The following is a 26,621-nucleotide window of genomic DNA, read 5'->3' on the forward strand; positions in this document are numbered from 1 at the left end:
ACCGGGGGCGTTTTTTTTACAGCGTGCTCGGGGTGTCTTCCCAGTCGCGATCGTCATCCTTGGCATCCTGGTCCAACACGTTGTAAGCCACGGCGCAGAACAGCGAGTTCAAACGCTTCATGTCCCCCAACAATCCCAAATGCAACGAACTGGTCTCGATACTCTGCACGTTTTGCTGGTGCAAACGATCGACGTGCGCGTGCGCGTAGCGGCGATCCAGAATACGGAAGCGGTGCTTGGAACGGCGCAGGCGCTTGGCGCTGGTGACGTCGCCGGACAGGAACACCGACAGCCCCAGGCGCAGGTTGCCGATCAGCCGTTCGTGCAGCCCGTCCAGCTCCGCCAACCCTTCCGCCGAGAAGGCGCGGCGCGCGGCGTGCGACTTGGCGCCCACGTCGCCGGCCATGCGTTCGATGATGTCGCCCGCCTGTTCCAGGTTAAGCGCCATTTCGATGATCTCCGCCCAGCGGCGCGAGTCTTCCTCACCCAGGTCTTCCTTCTGGATCTGCGCCAGATACAGCTTGATGGCGGTATACAGCACGTCGACGTCATCGTCGAGGCGCCGCACTTCTTTATCCACGCCTTGCTTGCCGTGCAGCACTTCGCGCTGCAGGATCATCATGTGTTCCACCACGTCGCCCATCCGCAGCGTTTCGCGCGCCGCGTTGGCCAGCGCCAGCGTCGGCGTATCCAGCGCGCTGGCGTCCAGATGGCGCGGACGCATGCGCGGATCGTCGGCGGCCACGTCGACGATCAGCCGTTCGCACAGCGTCGCCATCGGTCCGGCCAGCGGGATCATCACCAGACAACGGATCAGGTTGTAGAACACGTGGAAGTAGATCACCAGCTCTTCGCTGCCGCCCGGCAGTTGCGCCATCACGTCTGCCAGATAGGAGACGAACGGCAGCACCAGCACGCAGCCCACCAGCTTGAACAGCAGGCTACCGAGCGCCACGCGCCGCCCGGCGGCGTTCTGGCCGCTGGCGTTGATCATCGCCAACAGGCCGCTGCCGAGATTGGCGCCAATCACCAGGCAGAGCGCCACCTTCAGCGAGATCACGCCGGTGGCGGTCAGGGTGGCGGTCAGCAGCACCGCCGCCAGGCTGGAATAACTGACGATGGCGAACAGCGCGCCGGTCAGGGCGTCCAGCATCACGTCGCCGGTCAGCGACGAGAACAGCACTTTTACCCCGGCCGCCTGCGTGATCGGCGTGGCGGCGGCCACGATCAGCTCCAGCGCCAACACGATCAGCCCAAGGCCGATCAAGACGCGCCCGATCTGGCCGATCCGCATCTGCTTGCGGCTGAGGAACAGGAAGACGCCGACCAGGATCAGCAGCGGCGACAGCCAGGAAAGATCGAAGGTCAGCACGCGCGCCATCAGCGCGGTGCCGACGTCGGCGCCGAGCATGATCACTAGCGCAGGCGCCAGCCCCACCAGCCCCTGCGCGACGAAAGAGGTCACCAGCAGCGCCGTGGCGTTGCTGCTTTGCACCAGCGCGGTCACGCCGATGCCGGAAACGAACGCCAGCGGCTTTTTCTCAACGCTGTCGCTCAACACGCGCCGCAGATTGGCGCCGTAAACCCGCATGATCCCGGTGCGCACGATGTGGGTACCCCACACCAACAGCGCCACGGAGGAAAGCAGGTGAAGAAGGGTCAGCACGGAAGATACGCTCCATTAACGCCCGGCCAAAGGAGGCTGATACCCGATGCCAGTCAGGCGGTGCGGACGGACGGAACGGTTCTGTTCGCCTTAGCCGCAGCCGGTAGGCCAAAAGATGACGGGTACAGCGCGCGGTCCCGCCTGCCGGGCGTAGGTCTGGCAGGACAGCGGGCGGGCGGCAGACCGCAGAAGAGAAGGGTTAATGCGGCGGCGGAAAGGCCCCGGCGCCGCGCTGCGAAGTCATGCAACTTCCCGCAATACAACAGGTTCCAAGTGTAGCCCAATTTCCGCGCCGTCGGGCCGCAGGTCGGCCACCGACCGGTTTAGCACGTCAACCAGCAATTCTACACCGCGAACCTGAATCCGATAGCGTACCACATTCCCGAGCAAACTGTGGCCCAGGATCACCCCGTCGATCCCCTGCCCGGCCGGCAACAGGCCGATCGATTCAGGGCGGATCGCCACCTTGCCGGCATAGCTGCGCCCGGTCAGCTGGGCGGCCTGTTCGGCGGTCAGCAGGTTATAGTTACCGATAAACCCGGCGGCGAAGGCATCCGCCGGCTGGGTATACAGGGTTTCCGCATCGCCGCTCTGCACGATCTGCCCCTTGTTCATCAGCACGATGCGATCCGACAGGGTCAACGCCTCTTCCTGATCGTGGGTGACGAAGATCGCCGTCAGGTTCAGCTCGCGCTGAATGCGCCGGATCTGCTCGCGCAGGTGTTTGCGGATGCGCGCATCCAGCGCCGACAGCGGTTCGTCGAGCAGCAGCAGACGCGGACGGGTGACCAGCGATCGCGCCAGCGCCACACGCTGACACTGGCCGCCCGACAGCTGATGCGGATAGCGCTTCGCCAGATCGCTCAGCTCCACCAGCGCCAGCACCTCCTGCACCCGCTGGCCGATCTGCCCGGCCGCCAGCTTCTGCATTTTCAGGCCGAAGGCCACGTTGCCTTCCACCGTCATATTGGGAAACAGCGCATAGCTTTGGAACACCATGCCGATGCCGCGCTTTTGCGGCGCCAGCGGCACCAGATCCTGGCCCTGCAGCAAAATGTGCCCGCTGTCGACCGGGGTCAGGCCGGCCAGGCAGCGCAGCAGCGTCGATTTGCCGCAGCCGCTCGGCCCCAGCAAGGTGACGAACTCCCCCTCTTCGGCGGTGAAATCGATATCCTGAAACACCTGGGTCTGGCCATAGTGTTTGTTCAGGCGGGTGACGTTGAGATAAGCCATCGGGTTAACCCTTGTTTTTATTCAGCAGGTTCGCCAGCCAGGTGACGAGCAGCACCACGGCGAAATAGGAGATGACCAGCGCGCTGGTGAAATGCCCGCTGCCGTTGCGCATGTTGAACAGGTAAACCTGCAGCGTTTCATACTGGCTGCCCACCAGCAGGTTGGCGAACACGAACTCGCCGATCAGGAACGAGAACGACAGCAGCACGGCGATCATTCCGCCCTTTCGCAGGTTCGGCAGTACCACCCACAGCGCCGCCTGCCAGGTACTGGCGCCGAGCAGGTGCGCGGCGTCCATCAGATCGCGCAGGTTGATCGCCTGCATGTTATTGCTGATGGCGCGGTAGATAAACGGCAGCGCGATGGTGAAATAGCAGCCCACCAAAATCCACGGAGTGCCGAGCAGCGGCAACGGATCGGCGGCGAACAGCTGCATCAGCCCCACCGCCGACACCACCGGCGGCACGGCGAACGGCAGCAGAATCAGTACGTTCATCACCGCGTCCAGCTTGGGGAAGTAGTAAGCGATCACAAACATCGCCGGCAGGATCACCACCACCGACAGCAGCAGCGTGCCGAAACAGATCAGTAGCGAGTGCCACAGCGCCTGCAAAAAGCGCGGGTCGCTCCACAGCGCCGTCAGCCACTTCAGGGTAAAACCGTCCGGCAAAATGGTGGCCCCCCACTGGGTGGCCAGCGCATAAATCAGCGTCGCCGCCAACGGCAGCAGCAGGATCAGCAGCAGCAGGCCGGTCACCGTGCGATGGTACAGGCGTTCAGCATGCGACATGGACATTCTCCATCCGGTTACGAGCGCGCATTGAGGTAGCTCCTGCGCAGCATCCATTGGTGGATCACCGTGATAAACGCCATCATCACCACCAGCAGCATCGCCAGCGCGCTGGCCAGGTTCGGATCGAGGGAGATGTCCCCCGCCACCAGCGCCGAGATACGGATCGGGATCACGTTGAAGTTGCCGGTGGTCAGCGCGTAGACCGTAGCGTAGGCGCCCAGCGCGTTGGCCAACAGGATGACAAAGGTGCCCATCAGCGCCGGCGCCAGCACCGGCAGGCCGATATGCCGCCAATAGCGCCAGGGGCCGGCGCCGAGCAGCGCCGCCGACTCGCGCCAGTCGGCGCGCAGCGCGTCGAACGCCGGATACAGCAACAGCACCCCCAGCGGGATCTGGAAGTAGGTATACAGCACGATCAGGCCGCTCTTCGAATAGAGGTTGAAACTCTCCATCAGACCGTATTTGCGCAGCAGCAGCGTCAGGCAGCCGTTCAGCCCCAGCAGGATGACGAAGGCGAACGCCAGCGGCACCCCGGCGAAGTTGCTGGTCATGTTGGTGAACGACATCACGAAGTCATGAAATCGGGTCTGGCCGAGCTGGCGCAGCGAGTAACTGCCCACTAACGCAATCAGCAAGCCGTAGACGCTCGACCACAGCGAGATCTCCAGCGAGAACTGAAAGGCCTGCAGGTAGAACGGCGAGGTGAGGATATCGACATAGTTGCCCCAGCCCCAGCCGCTGCTCTCGCTGAAAAAGCTGTGAACGGCGATCCACACCAGCGGGGCGATCTGAAACGCGCCGAACAGCACGATAAACGGCAACAGGCACAGCGCGGCGATCCATTTGGTTTTGCCGTTCATCGCGCATCCTGGGCCAACAGCGCCCGACAACGCGGCTTGTCATGCGCCACCTGCAGCAGATCGCAAATCGTGCCGCACAGCTCGGTTTGCTGCGGATCGGCGTCATCTTGGCTGAACCCCGCCCCGAACACGAACAGCGGTACCTGGCGCTCTTCCGGCAACACGCCACCGTGGCTGCGATCGTCGTTCATGCCGTGGTCAGCGGTGACCAGCACCTGATAACCGGCCGCCAACCACTCAGGCAGGTAGCGCGACAGCGAACCGTCGGCGCGCCGCGCCGCATTGCGGTACTGCGGCGAAGAGAGGCCGAAGCGGTGCCCGGCGTCGTCGATGTTCATCGGGTGGACCAGCAGGAAGTCCGGCTGATGACGCTGGCGCAGGCTTTCGGCGTCGTCGAACAGATGGCTGTCGGGGTAGCCGTCGTCGTAATAGAAATGCCCGTGCTGGATCGGCAGCTCGGGGGCGTCGGTATGGCGGTCGCGCGCGGCGTCGAACGGCGTGCGGTTATACAATTCGCTGAACCAATGATACGCGGCGGCGGCGGTGGTTAGTCCGGCGGCGCGCGCGTAATGAAACACGCTTTGTTGATGAGACAGGCGCGAGACGTGATTATGCACCACGCCGCTCTCCACCGGCGTGACGCCGGTGAGGATGCATTCATACAGCGGCCGGGAGAGCGAGGGCAGCTCGCTCTCCAGCAGGTACAACCGTCCGCGTCCCGCCGCGCATTCGGCCTGCAGATAGCCCATGGCGTCGTGCGCCACCCGGTAGTTGAGGCCGTCCAGCAGCACGAGGATCGTTTTCATGGTGCGTTAACTCACTGCTGCATAAACATAATGACGTTTTCCTGCCACAGACGCGGCAGCGCTTTGGCGCTCTGTTCCCAGGCCGCCGGATCGGCGATCGGGTGCGCGTTCTTGTACTGCTCGGCCGGCAGCAGCTTGGCCTTGACGTCGTCCGGCAGCGTCAGATGCTCGGCGCGGATCGGGCGGGCATAGCCGCGCGCCAGGTTGATCTGGCCGGCGTCGGAGAAGATGTATTCGCGCGCCAGCTTGGCGGCGTTCGGGTGCTTGGCGTATTTGTTGATGATGGTGGTGTAGCCGGAGGTGATAGAACCGTCCGACGGGATCAGCACTTCAAAGCGGGTTTTGTCGATCTGGTCGCGGTAGTTCAGGCCGTTGAAGTCCCACACCACGCCGACCTGCACTTCCCCTTTCTCCAGCGACGCGATCACCGGGTTGCTCAGGCTCAGGCGGCCGGCCTTGGCCAGCTTGCCGAAGAACTCCAGACCCGGCTTGAGGTTTTTCTCGTTGCCGCCCATGGCGTAGGTGGCCGCCAGCACGCCGCTGGCCGCCTGCGACGCGGTGCCGACGTCGCCGATGGTGACCTGATAGCTGCCCTTCAGCAGATCGGCCCAGCTGTGCGGGATGTCTTTCACCTGCTGCTTGTTGATGATGAAGGCGATGGTGCCGGTGTAAGCCAACGCCCAATGACCATCTTTGTCTTTCGCCCAGTCCGGCACCTGATTCCAGGTAGAGGGTTTGTACGGCTGCGTCACGCCCTTCTGCACCGCCACCGGGCCGAAGGCCGCGCCGACGTCACCGATGTCCGCCGTCGCGTTGTTCTTTTCCGCATCGAATTTAGCGATCTCCTGTGCGGAGCTCATGTCGGTATCGACATGCTTCAGGCCGTATTTGCTCAACAGATCTTGCCAGGTGCCTTTCCAGTTGGCCCAGCTGTCCGGCATGCCGACGCTGTTGACTTCGCCTTCTTTTTTAGCGGCCTGCTCCAGCGCCGCCAGATCGGTATCCGCGGCCCAGCTCATCTGGCTGGATAACACGATGGCACTGGTTAACACAGAAGCGCACAAACGTTTCATAACTGATGCTCCAGGTGGTAGTGTGGGGATGGCTGGACTAGTCCAGCAAGGACCAAACCAATCTAACGGACGAATGTGATAATTATATGTCAGCTTAAAAAAGCGACAGTTTTATCACCCATTGCAACGGCGAAAACGCGACGCTGGTCTACCTTAAGGGAGGCCAAACGCACTGAAACGGGACACCCGCTGTATGAGTGAAGCACCGACGACCGTCGCGACCATCTGCCAAACGCTGAACGCCCGCATCACCGCAGGCGAGTTTGCCGTGGGCGGCAAGCTGCCCTCCGAACGCGCCCTGAGCGAACAGTTCGCCACTACCCGCATTACCTTGCAGGAGGCGCTCGGTCAGTTGGAGGCGCAGGGCGTCATCTACCGCCAGGTGCGGCGCGGCTGGTTCATATCGCCCCCACGTCTTATCTACAACCCGCTGCAGCGCAGCCATTTTCACGCCATGGCCCAGCAGCAGGGGCGCGCCGCCCATACCGAAGCGATCGACAGCGCGGTAGTCACGCTCGACGCGCCGCTGGCCAACCGCCTGGCGCTGCCCCCCGGCGCCGAGGTCTATCGCATTCGCCGGCTGCGTTACATCGACGGGCGCGCGGTGCTGTACTGCGAGCACTACCTCAACCCGGCCTATTTCCCCGGCATTCTGGACGAAGATCTGACCCAGTCGCTGACCGCACTGTACGCCGCGCGCTATGGCATCCACTACGGGCGAGTGCGTTTCGACATGCTGCCCACCCTGCTGCCGCAGCAGGCCGCCGCCATGCTGAAGGTGACCTACGGCAGCCCGGCGCTGTTCATTACGCGGGTGAACCGCGATCAGCACGACCGGGTGATCGATTGTGACCTGGAGTATTGGCGTTACGATGCGCTGCACATCGACGTGGAAGCGCTGTAAATGACAAGGGCGCATCGCTGCGCCCTTCAAAGAGGAAATCAGTCGGCATCGTAGCCGAGGTTAGGCGCCAGCCAGCGTTCGACCTCGCCCACGCTCATCCCTTTGCGCGCCGCGTAGTCCTCCACCTGGTCGCGCTGGATCTGCGCCACCGCGAAGTACTTGCTCTCGGGATGGCTGAAGTACCAGCCGGACACCGCCGCCCCCGGCCACATGGCGAAGGACTCCGTCAGCTCCATGCCGGTGTGGCGGTTGACGTCCAACAGCTGCCAGATAGTCGCTTTCTCGGTGTGCTCCGGGCAGGCCGGGTAACCCGGCGCCGGCCGGATGCCCTGATAGTTTTCGCGGATCAGTTCCTCGTTGCTCAGGCTCTCATCGGCGGCATAGCCCCAGTGCAGCTTGCGCACCTGCTCATGCAGGTATTCGGCAAAGGCCTCCGCCAGGCGATCCGCCAGCGCCTTGACCATGATTTTGTTGTAATCGTCGTGCTGCGCGTCGTACGCCGCGGCCAGCGCGTCCTCCTCCAGCCCGCCGGTCACCGCAAAGGCGCCGAAGTAGTCGGCCTTGCCGCTGCTTTTCGGCGCCACGAAGTCCGCCAGGCAGTAGTTCGGGAAGTCGGTTTTTTCCGTCTGCTGGCGCAGATGGCGGCTCACCGCCAGCACCTCGTCACGCTGCTCGTCGCGGTACACTTCCACGTCGTCGCCGACGCGGTTGGCCGGGAACAGACCGTAAACGCCGCGCGGGTTGAGGCTGCGCTCGGCGGCCAGCCGATCCAGCATCTGATTGGCGTCGTGGAACAGGCGCTTGGCCTCTTCCCCCACCACCTCGTCTTCCAGGATGCGCGGGTATTTGCCCGCCAGCGACCAGGTCATGAAGAACGGCGTCCAGTCGATGTAGTGGCGCAGCGTCTCGATGCCGGCCGCCACCGGGAATACGCCAAGCTGCCGCGGTGCCGGCGGCTGATAATCGGCCCAGTCCAGCGCCATGGCGTTGGCGCGCGCCTTCTGCAAATCGACCGGCGGCGTGCGCGGCTTTTTGCGTGCGTGCTGAATGCGCACCGTTTCATACTCTTTGCGGGTGCGCGCCACAAACTCGTCGCGCTGGGTGGCGGACAGCAGCGCCGACACCACGCCCACGGTGCGCGAAGCATTCTGCACGTAGGTGGTCGGGCCGCTGTAGTTTTGTTCGATCTTCACCGCCGTGTGCGCCTTAGAGGTGGTGGCGCCGCCGATCAGCAGCGGCAGGGTAAAGCCCTGGCGCTCCATCTCTTTGGCCACGTTGACCATCTCGTCCAGCGATGGCGTGATCAGGCCCGACAGGCCGATGATGTCCACGTTCTCCTCGCGCGCGGTGCGCAGGATTTTCTCCGTCGGCACCATCACGCCCAGATCGACGATTTCATAGTTGTTGCACTGCAGCACCACGCCGACGATGTTCTTGCCGATGTCGTGCACATCGCCCTTCACCGTCGCCAGCAGGATTTTTCCCGCCGTGGAGCCTTTCTGCTTGCTGGCCTCGATGTACGGTTCCAGGTAGGCCACCGCCTGCTTCATCACGCGGGCGGATTTCACCACCTGCGGCAGAAACATCTTGCCCTCGCCGAACAGATCTCCGACCACGTTCATTCCCGCCATCAGCGGCCCTTCGATCACTTCGATCGGGCGTTCGGCCTGCCGCCGCGCTTCTTCGGTGTCCAGCTCGATAAACTCGGTGATGCCCTTCACCAGCGAATATTCCAGCCGTTTTTCTACCGGCCAGCCGCGCCATTCGGCCTGCTGCACCGCCACGTCATTATCTTTGCTGCCACGGTATTTTTCGGCCAGCTCCAGCAGGCGTTCGGTGCCGTCCTCACGACGGTTGAGGATCACGTCCTCCACCGCGTCGCGCAGCTCGGCGCTTAAATCGTCATAAATCGCCAGCTGCCCGGCGTTGACGATGCCCATGTCCATGCCGTTGCGAATGGCGTGATACAGGAACACCGCATGGATCGCTTCACGCACCGGATCGTTGCCGCGGAACGAGAACGACACGTTGGACACCCCGCCGGAGATCATCGCGTGCGGCAGGTGGGTTTTGATGTCGGCGCAGGCTTCGATAAAGTCGACGGCGTAGTTGTTGTGCTCCTCGATGCCGGTAGCGACGGCGAAAATATTCGGGTCGAAAATGATGTCTTCCGGCGGGAAGCCGACGCGTTCGGTCAGAATGTTATAGGCGCGGCGGCAGATCTCGAACTTGCGCTCGCGGGTGTCCGCCTGGCCCACTTCGTCGAACGCCATCACCACCACCGCGGCGCCGTAGCGGCGCACCAGTTTGGCGTGATGGATAAAGGCCTCTTCGCCTTCCTTCATCGAGATCGAGTTGACGATGCCCTTGCCCTGAATGCACTTCAGGCCTTTTTCGATTACCGACCACTTGGAGGAGTCGATCATGATCGGCACCCGGGCGATGTCCGGCTCACCGGCGATCAGGTTGAGGAAGCGCACCATCGCCGCTTCGGCGTCGAGCATCCCCTCGTCCATGTTGATGTCGATGATCTGCGCGCCGCTCTCGACCTGCTGGCGCGCCACGTCGAGCGCCTCGTTGTATTTCTCTTCTTTGATCAGGCGCTTGAATCGCGCCGAACCGGTGACGTTGGTGCGCTCGCCGACGTTGACGAACAGGGTGTTGGCGTCGATGGTCAGCGGCTCCAGACCGGCCAGGCGGCAGGCAACCGGGATCTCCGGCAGCCGGCGCGGCGGCACGCCCTCGACCGCCTTGGCCATCGCGGCGATATGTTCCGGCGTGGTGCCGCAGCAGCCGCCGATGATATTGAGGAAGCCGGCCTGCGCCCACTCCCCGACCTGGCGCGCCATCTCGGCCGCATCCAGATCGTACTCGCCGAAGGCGTTCGGCAAACCGGCATTCGGGTGCGCAGTGACGTAGGTCTCCGAGATGCGCGCCAGCTCGGCGACGTACTGACGCAGTTCGTCCGGGCCCAGGGCGCAGTTCAGGCCAAAGGTCAGCGGCTTGACGTGGCGCAGCGAATTGTAAAACGCTTCGGTGGTCTGGCCGGACAGGGTGCGGCCGGAGGCGTCGGTGATGGTGCCGGAAATCATGATCGGCAGTTCCACCCCCAGCGCTTCGAATTCGGTTTCCACCGCAAAAGCGGCGGCCTTGGCATTCAGGGTGTCGAAGATGGTTTCGATCATGATCAGATCGACGCCGCCCTCCACCAGCGCACGGGTCGATTCGCGGTAAGCCACCACCAGCTCATCGAACGAGATGTTGCGGAACGCCGGATCGTTGACGTTCGGCGAGATGGACGCGGTGCGGTTGGTCGGCCCCAACACCCCGGCGACGTAGCGCGGTTTCTCCGGCGTGCGCGCCGTCCATTCGTCGGCGCAGACGCGCGCTAGGCAGGCGGCCTGATAGTTAATCTCGGCGGACAGCGACTCCATGTGGTAGTCGGCCATGGCGATGGAGGTCGAGTTGAAAGTATTGGTCTCAAGGATATCGGCGCCCGCCTCGAGATAGGCGTAATGAATGGCGGTGATCACTTCCGGCTTGGTCAGCACCAGCAGATCGTTATTGCCTTTCAGATCGCTGCGCCAGTCGGCAAAACGCTCACCGCGGAAATCGCGCTCGTCCAGACGGTAGCTCTGGATCATGGTGCCCATGCCGCCGTCCAACACCAAAATGCGCTGCGCTAACTGGCGGCGCAGTTGTTCTACTCGATTCGTCACTGTAACCCCTTCCATTGCCATCCAGCCCATTGCTCAACTGCCGCAAAAACCAACGAGTCATCCTAGCACAGCTTGTAGGGACAAAGGGCCAGGCGACAATTGAGAGTTTTTCAGGTTGTGCGCCAACACCTCCGATGAGCTGACGGCGACTTGCAATTCATCGACAAAAAACGAAAATGAATTCCATCATACGGAAAAAGGAATCTCATCCATGGCCACCCCTGCTCCCGCCAAACGCGGCAAGAAGCCCCGCGCAGCAGCCCCGGCCGCCAGTGCGGCGACCGGCCAGGTACAATCGTTGACCCGTGGCCTGAAGCTGTTGGAATACATTTCGGAAGCCCAGGGCAACGTGGCGCTGACCGATCTGGCCCAGCAGGCCGGCCTGCCGAACTCCACCACTCACCGCCTGCTCACCACCATGCAGCAGCAGGGATTCGTGCGCCAGGTTGGCGATCTCGGCCTGTGGACCATCGGCTCGCACGCCTTTGTGGTCGGCAGCAGCTTCCTGCAAAGCCGCAACCTGCTGGCGATGGTGCATCCGACGCTGCGCCGCCTGATGGAAGAGTCCGGCGAAACCGTCAATCTGGCGGTGCTGGATACCAGCGAGTACCAGGCGATCATCATCGATCAGGTGCAGTGTACGGCGCTGATGCGCATGTCGGCGCCGATCGGCGGCAAACTGCCGATGCACGCCTCCGGCGCGGGCAAAGCGTTCCTCGCCACCCTGCCGGACGATCAGGTGACCAAACTGCTGCACAAGAAAGGTATGCACACCTACACGCCGCACACCCTGACGCCGCACAACCTGAAAGAGGGGCTGGCGCAGATCCGCAAACAGGGCTTCTCCTTTGACGACGAAGAGCACGCGCTCGGCCTGCGCTGCGTGGCGGCCTGTATCTTCGACGAGCACCGCGAAGCCTTCGCCGCCATCTCCATCTCCGGCCCGGTGTCGCGCATCACCGATGACCGCGTGATCGAACTGGGTGCGCTGGTGATCCACGCGGCGAAAGAGATCAGCCTGGCCTACGGCGGCGTGCGCTGATCCCCCCTCCGAGGGGCGCCCCTGCGCGCCCTCTCTCCTGATTCCTTGCTCTGTTGTCAGCATGTAACAGGCTATCGGCATCCTGTTTAGCACACGGGAAAAAAGCTTGAAGCCGATCACAGTTAACGATCCTCACGGCGAAAGCCCATTGCAACCGCTCACACTTCCTTCGACAATGTTACCGATAACATGTTACCGGTAACAACAGGCTGAACGAAGGTAACGTCACCCGGTGTTTTGGAGCCAAGCCATGACCAACAATCAAAATCGCATTTACGTCGTTATGGGCGTTTCCGGCAGCGGCAAGTCCGCCGTCGCCGCCGCCGCGGCCCGCCAACTCTCCGCCGGTTTCCTCGACGGCGACTTCCTGCATCCGCGCAGCAACATCCTGAAGATGGCCGCCGGCGAAGCGTTGAACGACGACGATCGCGCGCCGTGGCTGGCCGCGCTCAATGACGCCGCCTTCGCCATGCAGCGCACCAACAACGTGTCGATCATCGTCTGCTCGGCGCTGAAAAAGCAGTATCGCGACCGCCTGCGCGCCGGCAACGGCAACCTGTCGTTCATCTATCTGCACGGCGAGTTCCCGGTGATCGAGTCCCGCCTGGCGGCGCGTAACGGCCACTTCTTCAAACCGCAAATGCTGGTGACCCAGTTCGCCGCGCTCGAGCAGCCGGGCGCCGACGAAAGCGACGTGATGGCGATCGACATCAATCAGCCGCTGGACGCGGTGATCGCCGATACCGTGCGCCATATCCAGAGCTTCCTGCCGCAGGACGTGTGCGCGTGAGTACCGTTACGCTGGTCGGTACCGCAGTCGGCTCGGTTTTACTGCTGTTATTCCTGGTGATGAAGGCGCGCATGCACGCCTTCGTCGCGCTGATGCTGGTGTCCATCGCCGCCGGCATCTTCTCCGGCATGCCGCTGGACCATATCGCCGACACCATGCAAAAAGGCATGGGCGACACGCTGGGCTTCCTGGCGATCGTCGTGGCGCTGGGGGCGATGTTCGGCAAGATCCTGCATGAGGTCGGCGCGCTCGATCAAATTGCGGCGCAATTGCTGAAACGATTCGGACAAAGCAAGGCGCACTACGCGCTCGGCATCGCCGGCCTGATCTGCGCGCTACCGCTGTTCTTCGACGTGGCGGTGGTGCTGCTGATCGGCATCGTGTTCGCCGTGGCGCGCCGCACCGACGGCAATATCGTCAAGCTGGCGATCCCGCTGTTCGCCGGCGTGGCCGCCGCAGCGTCCTTCCTGCTGCCGGGGCCGGTGCCGATGCTGCTGGCTTCGCAGATGAAGGCCGACTTCGGCTGGATGATCGCCATCGGCCTGGTGGCGGCGGTGATCGGCATGCTGATCGCCGGCCCGCTGTACGGCAGCTTTATCAGCCGCTTCGTCAACTGGCTAATGCCGCCGGAAGAGAACGAGCCGACGCTGACCAAGGGCAATCTGCCGTCGTTCGGCTTCAGCCTGGCGCTGGTGCTGTGCCCGCTGGTGCTGGTCGGCATGAAAACCATCGGCGCGCGGCTGGTCACTCCGGGTTCGCAGTTGCAGCAGTGGCTGGAGTTTATCGGCCACCCGTTCACCGCCATCCTGCTGGCCTGCCTGATCGTGATTTACGGCCTGGCGAAACCGCGCGGCATGAGCAACGAACAGACGCTGGCCATCTGCTCCGCCGCGGTGCAACCGGCCGGGATCATCCTGCTGATGACCGGTGCCGGCGGGGTGTTCAAACAGATCCTGGTGGATTCCGGCGTAGGGCCGGCGCTGGGTGACGCCATGATCGGCGCCGGCCTGCCGATCGCCGTGGCCGCGTTCGCGCTGTCCGCCATGGTGCGGGTAATTCAGGGCTCGGCCACCGTTGCCTGTCTGACCACCGTCGGCCTGGTGCTGCCGGTCACCAGTCAGCTCGGGCTGAACGGCGGGCAATTGGCCGCGCTGGCAATCTGCATCGCCGGCGGCTCCATCGTGCTGAGCCACGTCAACGACGCCGGTTTCTGGCTGTTCGGCAAATTCACCGGCGCCAACGAACTGCAAACGCTGAAAACCTGGACGGTGATGGAAACGATTCTGGGCAGCGTCGGCGGCGCCATCGGCATGATTGCATTCACGATGTTTTAAATCCAAATCGCCCCCGGCCTTGCACACCAGGGCTGCAAATTACCCCCGGGGGCACCGCCACAGGCGGCGACTATAACAACAGCAATGTGAGGAAGGCATGATTAATCCAACCTTGTCCCGTGTCACACAGCGCATCATCCACCGTTCCCAGGCCAGCCGCATCGCCTATCTGGCGCGCATCGAGGCGGCCCGTTCCCAAACCGTCCACCGCGCGCAGCTGGCCTGCGGCAACCTGGCCCACGGCTTCGCCGCCTGTCAGCCTGATGACAAGACGGCGCTGAAAAACATGGTGCGCAGCGATATCGCCATCATTACCGCCTACAACGACATGCTGTCGGCCCACCAGCCGTACGAACACTACCCGCAGCGGCTGAAACAGGCGCTGAAGGCAGTGGGCGCCGTGGGCCAGGTGGCCGGCGGCGTGCCGGCGATGTGCGACGGCGTGACGCAGGGGCAGGACGGCATGGAGCTGTCGCTGATGAGCCGCGACGTGATCGCCATGTCGGCCGCCGTCGGCCTGTCGCACAATATGTTTGACGGCGCGCTGTTCCTCGGCATTTGCGACAAGATCGTGCCGGGGCTGGTGATGGCCGCCCTCTCCTTCGGCCACCTGCCCGCGCTGTTCGTGCCGGCCGGCCCGATGAGCAGCGGTTTGCCCAACAAGGAAAAGGTGCGCGTGCGCCAGCTGTACGCCGAGGGCAAGGCCGATCGTCTGGCGCTGCTGGAAGCTGAGGCCGCCTCCTATCACGGCATCGGCACCTGCACCTTCTACGGCACCGCCAACACCAACCAGATGGTGATGGAAGTGATGGGCCTGCATCTGCCAGGCGCCTCTTTCGTGCATCCGGACACGCCGCTGCGCGACGCGCTGAACGACGCCGCTGCGCGCCAGGTGACGCGACTGACCGACACCGCCGGCAACTACCTGCCTATCGGCCGCCTGGTGGACGAGAAAGTGGTGGTAAACGGCATCGTCTCGCTGCTGGCCACCGGCGGTTCCACCAACCTCACCATGCATCTGGTGGCGATGGCGCGGGCGGCGGGCATCATCATCACCTGGGACGATTTCTCGGAGCTGTCGGAGGCGGTGCCGCTGCTGTGTCGCATCTACCCGAACGGCCCGGCCGACATCAACCAGTTCCAGGCCGCCGGCGGCGTGCCGTTGGTGGTGCGTGAGCTGTTGCAACACGGGCTACTGCACGAAGACGTGCACACCGTGGCCGGTTTCGGCCTGCATCGCTACACCCAGGAACCGTGGCTGGATAATGGCCAGCTGGTGTGGCGCGCAGGCGTAGCCGGCTCGCTCGACGCCAGCGTGATCGCCAGCGTCGCTCAGCCGTTCGAACATCACGGCGGCACCAAAGTGATGGCCGGCAATCTGGGCCGTGCGGTGATGAAAACCTCGGCAGTGCCCACCGGCAACCAGATCATCGAAGCGCCGGCGGTGGTGTTCGACAGCCAGCACGACATCGTGCCGGCGTTCGAAGCCGGCAAACTGGATCGCGATTGCGTGGTGGTGGTGCGCTTCCAGGGGCCACAGGCCAACGGCATGCCTGAGCTGCACAAGCTGATGCCGCCGCTGGGCGTGCTGATGGATCGCGGCTTCAAAGTGGCGCTGGTGACCGATGGCCGCCTGTCCGGCGCCTCCGGCAAGGTGCCTTCCGCCATCCACGTCACCCCGGAAGCCTATACCGGCGGCCTGCTGGCGAAAGTGCGCGACGGCGATCCGATCCGCGTCAACGGCCGCAGCGGCGAGCTCCAGGTGCTGGTCGACGCCGACGAACTGGCCCAGCGCACGCCATGCCAACCCGATCTGAGCGCCGAACACATCGGCTGCGGCCGCGAGCTGTTCGGCGCGCTGCGCAGCCAGCTGTCCGGCGCCGAACAGGGCGCCTGCTGCATCACATTTTAATCGATAGCCTGGCCGCATCGCCGCCTGGCGGCGGCCACAGAGGAGAACGTCATCATGAACAAGTGGAAAACAAGCGCCGAGCAGATCCTGACGGCGGGGCCGGTGGTGCCGGTCATCGTGATCAACAAGCTGGAACATGCGGTGCCGCTGGCGAAAGCGCTGGTCGCCGGCGGCGTGCGAGTGCTGGAAGTAACGCTGCGCACCGCCTGCGCCATGGACGCCATTCGCGCCATCGCCCAAGCAGTGCCGGAAGCGATCATCGGCGCCGGTACCGTGATCAATCCGCAGCAGCTGCGTGAAGTGACCGAGGCCGGTGCGCAGTTCGCCATCAGCCCAGGCCTGACCGACGAACTGCTCAAGGCGGCCACCGCCGGGTCTATTCCGCTTATTCCGGGCATCAGCACCGTTTCCGAGCTGATGCAGGGCATGGATTACGGCCTGCGCGAGTTTAAATTCTTCCCGGCTGAAGCCAACGGTGGCGTAAAAGCGCTGCAGGCGATCGGCGGCCCGTTCCCACAGGTGCGCTTCTGCCCGACCGGCGGCATCTCGCCGGACAATTACCGCAGCTATCTGGCGCTGAAAAGCGTGCTGTGCATCGGCGGCTCCTGGCTGGTGCCGGCGGACGCGCTGGAAAGCGGCGACTACGCCCGCATCACCGAACTGGCGCGCGCCGCCGTCGCGGGCGCTCAGGCCTGATTTACATCGCAGCGGTGGCGGCCGGTAGCGCCGCCCCGCTGCGCTGGCTGAACCGCTGCTTCTTGCGATAAGCGAACACGTCTTCCACATGCCCCTCGCGGATGCGCTGCTGCAACCCGCGCCAATACTCCGCCGTAAACAGATCGCTGTGCAGCTCTTCAAACACCTGCCGAATGCGCCGATCGCCGCACAGGAAGTGGCGAAACTCCTCCGGGAACACGTCGTTGGGCGCGATGCTGTACCACGGCTCGCTGGCCAGCTCGTCCTCCGGATAGCGCGGCGGCGGAATGTCGCGGAAGTTAACCTCGGTCATGTAGCAAATTTCGTCGTAGTCGTAGAACACCACCCGCCCGTGGCGCGTCACGCCAAAGTTCTTGAACAGCATGTCGCCGGGGAAGATATTGGCGGCGGCCAACTGCTTGATGGCATTGCCGTACTCTTCGATCGCATCGCGCATCTGCTGGTCGTTGGCCTGCTCCAGATACAGGTTCAGCGGCGTCATGCGCCGTTCCATATACAGATGCTTGATTACGATGCGGTCGCCGAGATCCTCCAACTTGCCCGGCACTTCGCGCCGCAGTTCAGCCAACAGCTCTGGGCTGAGGCGCGCCTTGTCGACGACAAAATTCTCGTACTCCTGGGTATCCGCCATGCGCCCGACGCGATCGTGCTCTTTCACCAACTGATAGCAGGCCATCACCTGCGCCTGCGTCACCTCTTTTTGCGGGGCGAATTCGTCTTTGATCACTTTGAATACCCGATCGAAAGACGGCAGGGTGAATACCAGCATCACCATGCCCTTCACTCCCGGCGCAATGATGAATTGCTCCTGCGACTGCGCCATAAAGGTCAGGTATTCGCGATAGCATTCGGTTTTGCCGTGCTTCTGGCAGCCAATCGCCATGTACAGCTCGGCGGTGGTCTTGCCCGGCAGGATCTCGCGCAGCCACTCCACCATCGCCGCCGGCAGCGGCGCGTAGACCATGAAATAAGAACGGGCGAAGCCGAAAACGATGCTGGCCTCGGCCTTACCGGTCAGGCAGGCGTCGATAAACAACGCGCCCGACTCGCTGTGGTGGATCGGCAGCAAGAACGGATAAACGCCGTCGGCCAGGCGCAGCTTGCCAACCAGCCAGGCGGCCTTGTTGCGATAGAACAGTTCGTTGGCGATCTGGAAGGTTGCCCCCGCCAGCTGCTGTGCGCTGAAGGCACGTTGCAGCGCCTGAGTGATGTCGCGAATATCGCGCGTCAAATCCTCCCACGGCAGCCGCAGCGGCAGATCGCTCAGCACGCTGCGCAGCATCGCCGGCAGATCGCCATGGGGAGTGAAATCGCGCGCCAGCGGACGCGGAATGTCGCGAAAACGCCGCTCCGGCTGCGAACTGAAGACGAACAGTTTGTCCGGCGTCAGATCGCGGTGCTTAAACAGCCGGCAGTAGACCGAGTTAAAGAAGCTTTCGGCAATCTCGAAACGCGGATAGTCCGGCAACAGGTCGATATAGACTGCTTTGACCCGGCTGGGGAAGTCGGCGTCGAAGTATTTCTGCCCGGTGATGCATTTGAGCTGCTCCACCACCAGGCCGACGTGATGGTCGTACAGATGGATGCGCTTTTTCATCGCCTGCTGCACCGCCGGCCAGTCCGCCTGCTCGAAGCGCTGCTGCGCGCCGGCGGTCACCTCCAGAAAGCGGCCGTACTGCGCGTCGAAGCCCTGCAGGATCGTCTGTGCGATCAACAACTCCAGTTTTGCCGCCATCCTTACCCCCGCCAGAAAAAGAAGCCTGCGCATGCAGGCTCCGGGTGAAACGTCTTCAAGCTTGCCGCATCAGAACTGCTGTTCTTCCGTCGAACCGGTCAGCGCGGTGACCGAAGAGGCGCCGCCCTGAATGATGGTGGTGACCTTGTCGAAGTAGCCGGTGCCCACCTCTTGCTGGTGCGACGCGAAGGTATAACCGCGATCCACCGCGGCGAACTCCGCCTGCTGCACCTTCTCGACGTAGTGTTTCATACCCTCGCCCTGCGCATAGGCGTGCGCCAGGTCGAACATGTTGAACCACATGCTGTGGATGCCCGCCAGCGTGATGAACTGATATTTGTAGCCCATGTCCGACAGCGCCTGCTGGAAGCGAGCGATGGTCTGGTCGTCGAGGTTCTTCTTCCAGTTGAACGACGGCGAGCAGTTGTAGGCCAGCAGCTTGCCCGGGTATTTGGCGTGGATGGCGTCGGCGAAGCGTTGGGCGGCGTCCAGATCCGGCGTTGAGGTTTCGCACCACACCATATCGGCGTAAGGGGCGTAAGCCAGGCCGCGACTGATCGCCTGCTCGACGCCGGCATGGGTACGGAAGAAGCCTTCCGCCGTGCGCTCGCCGGTGACGAAGGCGCTGTCATACGGATCGCAGTCGGAGGTCAACAGGTCGGCCGCATCGGCGTCGGTGCGGGCGATCACCAGCGTCGGCACGCCGAGCACGTCGGCCGCCAGGCGCGCGGCGACCAGTTTCTGGATCGCTTCTTGCGTCGGCACCAGCACTTTGCCCCCCATATGACCGCATTTCTTCACCGCCGCCAGCTGGTCTTCAAAGTGCACCCCGGCGGCGCCGGCGGTGATCATCGCTTTCATCAGCTCGAAGGCGTTCAGCACGCCGCCGAAGCCGGCTTCCGCATCGGCGACGATCGGCAGGAAATAATCGGTGTAGCCTTTGCTGCCCGGCTCAATCTGGTTAGCCCATTGGATCTGATCGGCGCGGCGGAAGGTATTGTTGATGCGCTCGACGACCTTCGGCACCGAGTCCACCGGATACAGCGACTGGTCAGGGTACATGGCCGCCGCGCTGTTGGCGTCCGCCGCCACCTGCCAACCGGACAGGTAGATAGCCTCGACGCCGGCTTTGGCCTGCTGCAGCGCCTGGCCGCCGGTCAGCGCGCCCAGGCAGTTCACGTAGCCTTTGCGCGCCTTGCCGTTCAACAATGCCCACAGTTTGGCGGCGCCGTTTTGCGCCAGGGTGCATTCCGGGTTGACCGAACCGCGCAGGTTGATCACGTCTTCGGCGCTGTAAGGGCGGGTGATGCCTTCCCAACGGGCCGATTTCCATTCCTGTTCCAGCTGCTGGATCTGTTGAGAACGAGAGGTAGACATAATTTTTATCCTTTCAGTCATGTAGGGTTGATTGGGAAAATTCAGGCCAGCAGCTCATAGCCGGGCAGCGTCAGGAAATCGATTAATTCATCTTGCGTGGTGATGCGCTCCATCAGGCGCGCCGCCTCTTCAAACCGGCCGGCGTTAAAGCGTGCTTCCCCTACTTCTTCACGCACCACCAACATCTCTTCTTGCAGCATCTGGCGGAACAGCGCCTTGGTGACCGGGCGCCCATCGCTCAGGCTCTTCTCGTGGTGGATCCACTGCCAGATAGACGTACGGGAGATCTCCGCCGTCGCCGCATCTTCCATCAAACCGTAAATCGGCACGCAGCCGTTGCCGGAGATCCAGGCTTCGATGTACTGCACCGCCACGCGGATATTGGCGCGCATCCCCGCTTCGGTGCGTTCGCCGTCGCACGGTTCCAACAACTGTGCGGCGCTGATTGGCGCGTCTTGCTCACGCAGCACCTCCAGCTGGTTTTGGCGATCGCCCAATGCTTTGCCGAATACCTCCATCACCGTGTCCGCCAGCCCCGGGTGCGCCACCCAGGTGCCATCGTGACCGTTGCTGGCCTCCAGCTCTTTGTCCGCCCGTACCTTGTTCAACACCCAGTCATTTTTCTCGGCGTCTTTGCTCGGAATAAACGCCGCCATACCGCCCATGGCAAACGCGCCGCGCTTATGACAGGTTTTGATCAGCAGGCGCGAATAGGCGCTGAGGAAAGGCTTCTCCATGGTCACCGACTGACGATCCGGCAGCACGCGATCGCCGTGATTCTTCAGCGTTTTGATGTAGCTGAAGATGTAATCCCAGCGGCCGCAGTTCAGGCCGACGATGTGGTCGCGCAGGTGGTAGAGGATTTCGTCCATCTGGAACACCGCCGGCAGGGTTTCGATCAGCACGGTCGCTTTGATGGTGCCGCGCGGCAGATCGAAACGATCCTCGGTAAAGCTGAAGACATCGCTCCACCAGGCCGCCTCTTCCCAAGACTGGGTTTTCGGCAGGTAGAAATATGGGCCGCTGCCCTTGGCCAGCAGCTGACGATAGTTGTGATAGAAGTACAGCGCGAAATCGAACAGGCCGCCGGGAATGGCTTCATCACGCCACAGCACGTGTTTTTCCGGCAAATGCAGGCCGCGCACGCGGGCGATTAACACCGCCGGGTTCGGCTTCAACTGGTAGATTTTGCCGGCTTCATTGGTGTAGGAAATGGTGCCGTTAACCGCATCGTGCAGGTTGATTTGGCCATCGATGACTTTGTCCCAACTTGGTGCCAGCGAGTCTTCGAAATCCGCCATGAACACTTTTACGTTGGCGTTCAGCGCATTGATCACCATCTTGCGCTCGACCGGCCCGGTGATCTCCACGCGACGATCGCGCAGGTCTTGCGGAATACCACGGATTTGCCAGTCGCCTTCACGAATGGAATCGGTTTCCGAAATAAACCCCGGCAGTTCGCCGCGATCGATATTTTGCTGCCAGCGGACACGCGCCGCCAGCAGCTCGTTGCGCCGCGGCGTGAATTTCCCCACCAGTTCCGCCAAGAATTCAACCGCTCCATCCGTCAACACCTGGTGCTCCGCTGCGGCGAAACCCTGCGTAAACCTTAACTCCGTGCCTGCTATCTGTTGCGTCATGACCTTGCTCCTTCCCATCGTTGCGCCCGAGCGACCGGCGCATTTTCATCAGAAATCACTGTGGATCAGGGCGGATGAAACGATCCTCAACTGGTCAGATCTCATCCCGATAGAGTTAAGAATACTCAACAAAAAATAAAAATCAAAAACCATTTCCATTTTATTATTAAATATTTTATTAACACTTTGTTATCAATTGGTTAGGATAAATAACACAATCATCAGGTAAGGAAACTGCTTCCAGTAACTTAATGAAGACGCACTAACGCCTTGTTGGACAATAGATTTTTTGGAGAAGTGACGGATAAAAAGAAGGGCGTGCAGAGGGTCAACAGTGCGGCGGCCTCGATTCAGCCGCCGGCAAGCAGAAAAGATCAGTCGAGCGTCGGATTCATATGGCGCAGATCGTACGGCGTGATCTGGTAGACGTAATAGTTGAGCCAGTTGGAAAACAGCAGATGCCCGTGGCTGCGCCAGGTGGCTTTCGGTGTCAGGGCGGGGTTGTCATCGGGGAAGTAGTTGAGCGGAACGGCAGGATCGAGGCCAGCTTCGTTGTCGCGACAATACTCCCCCGCCAGGGTCAGCGTATCGTATTCCGGATGGCCGGTGACAAACGCCAGGCGCTTGTCCCTGCTGGCGAACAGGTAGGCGCCGGCTTGTTCGGATTCGGCCAGAATATCCAGGTCGGTATATTGGCGAATCACCTCGGTCGGGAAATCGGCATAGCGTGAATGCGGTGCCAGGAAGCTTTCGTCGAAGCCGCGCGTCAGCAACGCATGCTGTTGCAGCGTTTGGTGCGGGTAAACGCCGGAGAGCTTCACTTCGCGCGTCATCTTGGGAATGCCGTACAGGATGTTCAGCGCCGCCTGTACCGCCCAGCACACGAACAGCGTGGAGGTCACGTGGTTCTTGGCCCAGTCGATCACCCGTTCGATCTGCGGCCAGTAGGCAACATCGCAGAAATCGACCAGTCCCAGCGGCGCACCGGTAACGATCAGACCATCGAAGTTCTCGTTCTGGATGTCTTCAAAGTCGCAGTAGAAGTTGTTCAGATGCTCGGCTGGCGTGTTCTTCGATTCGCGGCTATCGATACGCAGCAGCTGGATATCGATCTGCAGCGGCGAATTGGACAACAGGCGCAGAAACTGGTTTTCCGTTTCGATCTTCTTCGGCATCAGGTTGAGGATCAGCACTTTCAGTGGCCTGATTTCCTGTGTTTTTGCCCGCGAGGATGTCATCACGAAGACATTCTCACCGCGCAAGAAATTGACCGCAGGTAACTCATCAGGAACACGAATCGGCATTGCTTAACCCTCACACATCCATTTATACGTTTAGACTTCTAGATGCCCGAAGATAGCGTTTTTTTCCGTCGCTGTCGAGCATTCAGCGAGAAGGTGAAAATGTTTCATTGCGCGATCTGCGCCAAGATATGAGTAGAGGGAGTAAAGGGGCTGAAAAGCGAAAAGGCCATGCTCGTGCAGAACGCCAGATAACAGATAAAACAAAAAGCCCCATGCTTTCGCATGGGGCTTGTTGCTTTATTTGATGCTTGGCAGTGTCCTACTCTCGCATGGGGAGACCCCACACTACCATCGGCGCTACGGCGTTTCACTTCTGAGTTCGGCATGGGGTCAGGTGGGACCACCGCGCTATTGCCGCCAAGCAAATTCTTTTTTCTGCCGAACTTCTAAACCCACTTTAAATAAAGTGGTGCTGATACCCAGAGTCGAACTGGGGACCTCACCCTTACCAAGGGTGCGCTCTACCAACTGAGCCATATCAGCACGCTTAATTTGATGCCTGGCAGTGTCCTACTCTCGCATGGGGAGACCCCACACTACCATCGGCGCTACGGCGTTTCACTTCTGAGTTCGGCATGGGGTCAGGTGGGACCACCGCGCTATTGCCGCCAGGCAAATTCTGTTTCATTCCAACCGCTTCACTCTCGTGTCGCCATCAGAACCAATCTCGGAACTTCGCTGAAAATCTCTCTAAAAACACCTTCGGTGTTGTAAGGTTAAGCCTCACGGATCATTAGTACTGGTTAGCTCAATGCATCGCTGCACTTACACACCCAGCCTATCAACGTCTTAGTCTTAAACGTTCCTTCAGGGACCTTAAAGGCCCAGGGAAGACTCATCTTGAGGCAAGTTTCGCGCTTAGATGCTTTCAGCGCTTATCTTTTCCGCACTTAGCTACCGGGCAATGCCATTGGCATGACAACCCGAACACCAGTGGTGCGTTCACTCCGGTCCTCTCGTACTAGGAGCAACCCCTCTCAATCTTCCAACGCCCACGGCAGATAGGGACCGAACTGTCTCACGACGTTCTAAACCCAGCTCGCGTACCACTTTAAATGGCGAACAGCCATACCCTTGGGACCTACTTCAGCCCCAGGATGTGATGAGCCGACATCGAGGTGCCAAACACCGCCGTCGATATGAACTCTTGGGCGGTATCAGCCTGTTATCCCCGGAGTACCTTTTATCCGTTGAGCGATGGCCCTTCCATTCAGAACCACCGGATCACTAAGACCTACTTTCGTACCTGCTCGAGCCGTCACTCTCGCAGTCAAGCTAGCTTATGCCTTTGCACTAACCTCACGATGTCCGACCGTGATTAGCTAACCTTCGTGCTCCTCCGTTACTCTTTGGGAGGAGACCGCCCCAGTCAAACTACCCACCAGACACTGTCCTCACCCCGGATCACGGGGCCGAGTTAGAACATCAAACATTAAAGGGTGGTATTTCAAGGATGGCTCCACGCAGACTGGCGTCCACGCTTCAAAGCCTCCCACCTATCCTACACATCAAGGCTCAATGTTCAGTGTCAAGCTATAGTAAAGGTTCACGGGGTCTTTCCGTCTTGCCGCGGGTACACTGCATCTTCACAGCGAGTTCAATTTCACTGAGTCTCGGGTGGAGACAGCCTGGCCATCATTACGCCATTCGTGCAGGTCGGAACTTACCCGACAAGGAATTTCGCTACCTTAGGACCGTTATAGTTACGGCCGCCGTTTACTGGGGCTTCGATCAAGAGCTTCGCCTTGCGGCTGACCCCATCAATTAACCTTCCAGCACCGGGCAGGCGTCACACCGTATACGTCCACTTTCGTGTTTGCACAGTGCTGTGTTTTTATTAAACAGTTGCAGCCAGCTGGTATCTTCGACTGGCTTCAGCTCCATCCGCAAGGGACTTCACCTACATGCCAGCGTGCCTTCTCCCGAAGTTACGGCACCATTTTGCCTAGTTCCTTCACCCGAGTTCTCTCAAGCGCCTTGGTATTCTCTACCTGACCACCTGTGTCGGTTTGGGGTACGATTTAATGTTACCTGATGCTTAGAGGCTTTTCCTGGAAGCAGGGCATCAACTACTTCTGCACCGTAGTGCATCGTCATCACGCCTCAGGGTTAGTATGCAACCGGATTTACCAGGTCACACCCCCTACACGCTTAAACCGGGACAACCGTCGCCCGGCTAGCCTAGCCTTCTCCGTCCCCCCTTCGCAGTAACACCAAGTACAGGAATATTAACCTGTTTCCCATCGACTACGCTTTTCAGCCTCGCCTTAGGGGTCGACTCACCCTGCCCCGATTAACGTTGGACAGGAACCCTTGGTCTTCCGGCGAGCGGGCTTTTCACCCGCTTTATCGTTACTTATGTCAGCATTCGCACTTCTGATACCTCCAGCAACCCTCACAGGCCACCTTCAACGGCTTACAGAACGCTCCCCTACCCAACAACGCCTAAGCGTCGCTGCCGCAGCTTCGGTGCATGGTTTAGCCCCGTTACATCTTCCGCGCAGGCCGACTCGACCAGTGAGCTATTACGCTTTCTTTAAATGATGGCTGCTTCTAAGCCAACATCCTGGCTGTCTATGCCTTCCCACATCGTTTCCCACTTAACCATGACTTTGGGACCTTAGCTGGCGGTCTGGGTTGTTTCCCTCTTCACGACGGACGTTAGCACCCGCCGTGTGTCTCCCGTGATAACATTCTTCGGTATTCGGAGTTTGCATCGGTTTGGTAAGCCGGGATGGCCCCCTAGCCGAAACAGTGCTCTACCCCCGAAGATGAGTTCACGAGGCGCTACCTAAATAGCTTTCGGGGAGAACCAGCTATCTCCCGGTTTGATTGGCCTTTCACCCCCAGCCACAAGTCATCCGCTAATTTTTCAACATTAGTCGGTTCGGTCCTCCAGTTAGTGTTACCCAACCTTCAACCTGCCCATGGCTAGATCACCGGGTTTCGGGTCTATACCTTGCAACTATTCGCCCAGTTAAGACTCGGTTTCCCTACGGCTCCCCTATACGGTTAACCTTGCTACAAAATATAAGTCGCTGACCCATTATACAAAAGGTACGCAGTCACACCACGAAGGTGCTCCCACTGCTTGTACGTACACGGTTTCAGGTTCTATTTCACTCCCCTCGCCGGGGTTCTTTTCGCCTTTCCCTCACGGTACTGGTTCACTATCGGTCAGTCAGGAGTATTTAGCCTTGGAGGATGGTCCCCCCATATTCAGACAGGATGTCACGTGTCCCGCCCTACTCATCGAACTCACGACCTGTGCATTTTAGTGTACGGGGCTATCACCCTTTGCTGCGCGACTTTCCAGACGCTTCCACTAACACACAAGCCGATTCAGGTTCTGGGCTCCTCCCCGTTCGCTCGCCGCTACTGGGGGAATCTCGGTTGATTTCTTTTCCTCGGGGTACTTAGATGTTTCAGTTCCCCCGGTTCGCCTCATGCCACTATGTATTCATGACATGATAGTGTGTCGAAACACACTGGGTTTCCCCATTCGGGTATCGCCGGTTGTAACGGTTCATATCACCTTACCGACGCTTTTCGCAGATTAGCACGCCCTTCATCGCCTCTGACTGCCTAGGCATCCACCGTGTACGCTTAGTCACTTAACCTCACAACCCGAAGATGTTTCCATCGTTCGCGCTGCAAACATTTGAGAGACTCTATGACAGGTTACTCTTTATCCCAGTACTTCTACGGAGGGATAA

17 protein-coding genes, 1 tRNA gene and 3 rRNA genes are annotated in these 26,621 nt (G+C 60.9%); 6 read left to right on the forward strand and 15 right to left on the reverse strand.

Translation table 11 applies throughout. From position 1 onward, the window contains the following. Nucleotides 1-16: 16 nt before the first annotated feature. The 6 genes from ACYF6X_RS22235 to ACYF6X_RS22260 form a co-directional block, all read right to left on the reverse strand. Nucleotides 17-1,666 (reverse strand): Na/Pi cotransporter family protein, encoded by a 1,650-nt coding sequence (locus ACYF6X_RS22235; RefSeq protein WP_130017687.1) that lies wholly within the window; start codon nucleotides 1,664-1,666, stop codon nucleotides 17-19. Nucleotides 1,667-1,906: 240 nt separating this feature from the next. After that, entirely contained in the window at nucleotides 1,907-2,899 is a 993-nt protein-coding gene (locus ACYF6X_RS22240; RefSeq protein ID WP_063988516.1) for an ABC transporter ATP-binding protein, read from the reverse strand. 4 nt (nucleotides 2,900-2,903) lie between these two features. Further along, nucleotides 2,904-3,689, reverse strand: coding sequence for an ABC transporter permease (locus ACYF6X_RS22245; RefSeq protein ID WP_130017686.1), 786 nt, complete (start codon nucleotides 3,687-3,689; stop codon nucleotides 2,904-2,906). A gap of 17 nt (nucleotides 3,690-3,706) precedes the next feature. Beyond that, nucleotides 3,707-4,552 (reverse strand): ABC transporter permease, encoded by an 846-nt coding sequence (locus tag ACYF6X_RS22250; protein WP_039569690.1) that lies wholly within the window; start codon nucleotides 4,550-4,552, stop codon nucleotides 3,707-3,709. Further along, on the reverse strand, nucleotides 4,549-5,358 hold the full coding sequence (locus ACYF6X_RS22255) for an alkaline phosphatase family protein (protein ID WP_063988514.1): 810 nt from the start codon (nucleotides 5,356-5,358) through the stop codon (nucleotides 4,549-4,551). The genes ACYF6X_RS22250 and ACYF6X_RS22255 overlap by 4 nt, the downstream gene beginning before the upstream one ends. Nucleotides 5,359-5,369: 11 nt before the next feature. After that, nucleotides 5,370-6,431 (reverse strand): ABC transporter substrate-binding protein, encoded by a 1,062-nt coding sequence (locus ACYF6X_RS22260; protein ID WP_130017685.1) that lies wholly within the window; start codon nucleotides 6,429-6,431, stop codon nucleotides 5,370-5,372. A 193-nt stretch (nucleotides 6,432-6,624) separates the two neighbouring features. Between ACYF6X_RS22260 and ACYF6X_RS22265 the strand changes: the two genes are divergently transcribed. Further along, nucleotides 6,625-7,335, forward strand: coding sequence for a UTRA domain-containing protein (locus tag ACYF6X_RS22265; protein WP_107227127.1), 711 nt, complete (start codon nucleotides 6,625-6,627; stop codon nucleotides 7,333-7,335). 38 nt (nucleotides 7,336-7,373) lie between these two features. Here ACYF6X_RS22265 and metH read toward each other — a convergent pair whose 3' ends face one another. After that, nucleotides 7,374-11,069: a methionine synthase gene (gene metH / locus ACYF6X_RS22270; protein ID WP_130017684.1), complete on the reverse strand. Its 3,696-nt coding sequence runs from the start codon at nucleotides 11,067-11,069 to the stop codon at nucleotides 7,374-7,376. Between the two features lie 196 nt (nucleotides 11,070-11,265). Here metH and iclR point away from each other — a divergent pair, with 196 nt between their 5' ends. The 5 genes from iclR to ACYF6X_RS22295 all read left to right on the forward strand — a co-directional run bounded on the left by iclR (nucleotide 11,266) and on the right by ACYF6X_RS22295 (nucleotide 16,828). Beyond that, nucleotides 11,266-12,096 carry a glyoxylate bypass operon transcriptional repressor IclR gene (gene iclR, locus ACYF6X_RS22275; RefSeq protein ID WP_004936648.1) on the forward strand — a complete coding sequence of 277 codons (831 nt, stop codon included), beginning with the start codon at nucleotides 11,266-11,268 and terminating at the stop codon, nucleotides 12,094-12,096. 250 nt (nucleotides 12,097-12,346) lie between these two features. Then, entirely contained in the window at nucleotides 12,347-12,886 is a 540-nt protein-coding gene (gene gntK / locus ACYF6X_RS22280) for a gluconokinase (RefSeq protein WP_033636235.1), read from the forward strand. Next, a complete protein-coding gene (gntU, locus tag ACYF6X_RS22285; protein WP_130017683.1) occupies nucleotides 12,883-14,220 on the forward strand; it encodes a gluconate transporter in 1,338 nt (445 codons plus the stop codon). The genes gntK and gntU overlap by 4 nt, the downstream gene beginning before the upstream one ends. Before the next feature lie 97 nt (nucleotides 14,221-14,317). Then, nucleotides 14,318-16,132, forward strand: coding sequence for a phosphogluconate dehydratase (edd, locus tag ACYF6X_RS22290; protein ID WP_130017682.1), 1,815 nt, complete (start codon nucleotides 14,318-14,320; stop codon nucleotides 16,130-16,132). A 54-nt stretch (nucleotides 16,133-16,186) separates the two neighbouring features. Continuing rightward, entirely contained in the window at nucleotides 16,187-16,828 is a 642-nt protein-coding gene (locus ACYF6X_RS22295) for a bifunctional 4-hydroxy-2-oxoglutarate aldolase/2-dehydro-3-deoxy-phosphogluconate aldolase (RefSeq protein ID WP_063988509.1), read from the forward strand. 1 nt (nucleotide 16,829) lies between these two features. Here the strand turns inward: ACYF6X_RS22295 and aceK are convergent, their stop codons facing one another. From aceK to ACYF6X_RS22335, 8 genes are all read right to left on the reverse strand, one after another. Further along, nucleotides 16,830-18,584: a bifunctional isocitrate dehydrogenase kinase/phosphatase gene (aceK, locus tag ACYF6X_RS22300; RefSeq protein ID WP_063988508.1), complete on the reverse strand. Its 1,755-nt coding sequence runs from the start codon at nucleotides 18,582-18,584 to the stop codon at nucleotides 16,830-16,832. Nucleotides 18,585-18,653: 69 nt separating this feature from the next. Further along, complete coding sequence (gene aceA, locus ACYF6X_RS22305; protein ID WP_004936630.1) at nucleotides 18,654-19,961, reverse strand: isocitrate lyase; 1,308 nt, start codon at nucleotides 19,959-19,961, stop codon at nucleotides 18,654-18,656. 41 nt (nucleotides 19,962-20,002) lie between these two features. Continuing rightward, on the reverse strand, nucleotides 20,003-21,601 hold the full coding sequence (aceB, locus tag ACYF6X_RS22310; protein ID WP_130017681.1) for a malate synthase A: 1,599 nt from the start codon (nucleotides 21,599-21,601) through the stop codon (nucleotides 20,003-20,005). 374 nt (nucleotides 21,602-21,975) lie between these two features. Next, nucleotides 21,976-22,905, reverse strand: coding sequence for a homoserine O-acetyltransferase MetA (gene metA, locus ACYF6X_RS22315; protein WP_063988506.1), 930 nt, complete (start codon nucleotides 22,903-22,905; stop codon nucleotides 21,976-21,978). A gap of 246 nt (nucleotides 22,906-23,151) precedes the next feature. Then, a 5S ribosomal RNA gene (rrf, locus tag ACYF6X_RS22320) occupies nucleotides 23,152-23,267 on the reverse strand. A gap of 45 nt (nucleotides 23,268-23,312) precedes the next feature. Further along, a tRNA-Thr gene (locus ACYF6X_RS22325) sits at nucleotides 23,313-23,388 on the reverse strand. A gap of 14 nt (nucleotides 23,389-23,402) precedes the next feature. Next, a 5S ribosomal RNA gene (gene rrf, locus ACYF6X_RS22330) occupies nucleotides 23,403-23,518 on the reverse strand. Between the two features lie 99 nt (nucleotides 23,519-23,617). Continuing rightward, a 23S ribosomal RNA gene (locus ACYF6X_RS22335) occupies nucleotides 23,618-26,525 on the reverse strand. Between the last annotated feature and the right edge of the window lie 96 nt (nucleotides 26,526-26,621).

The sequence above is a fragment of the Serratia sp. ID 25-353 genome (genome assembly GCF_054792795.1).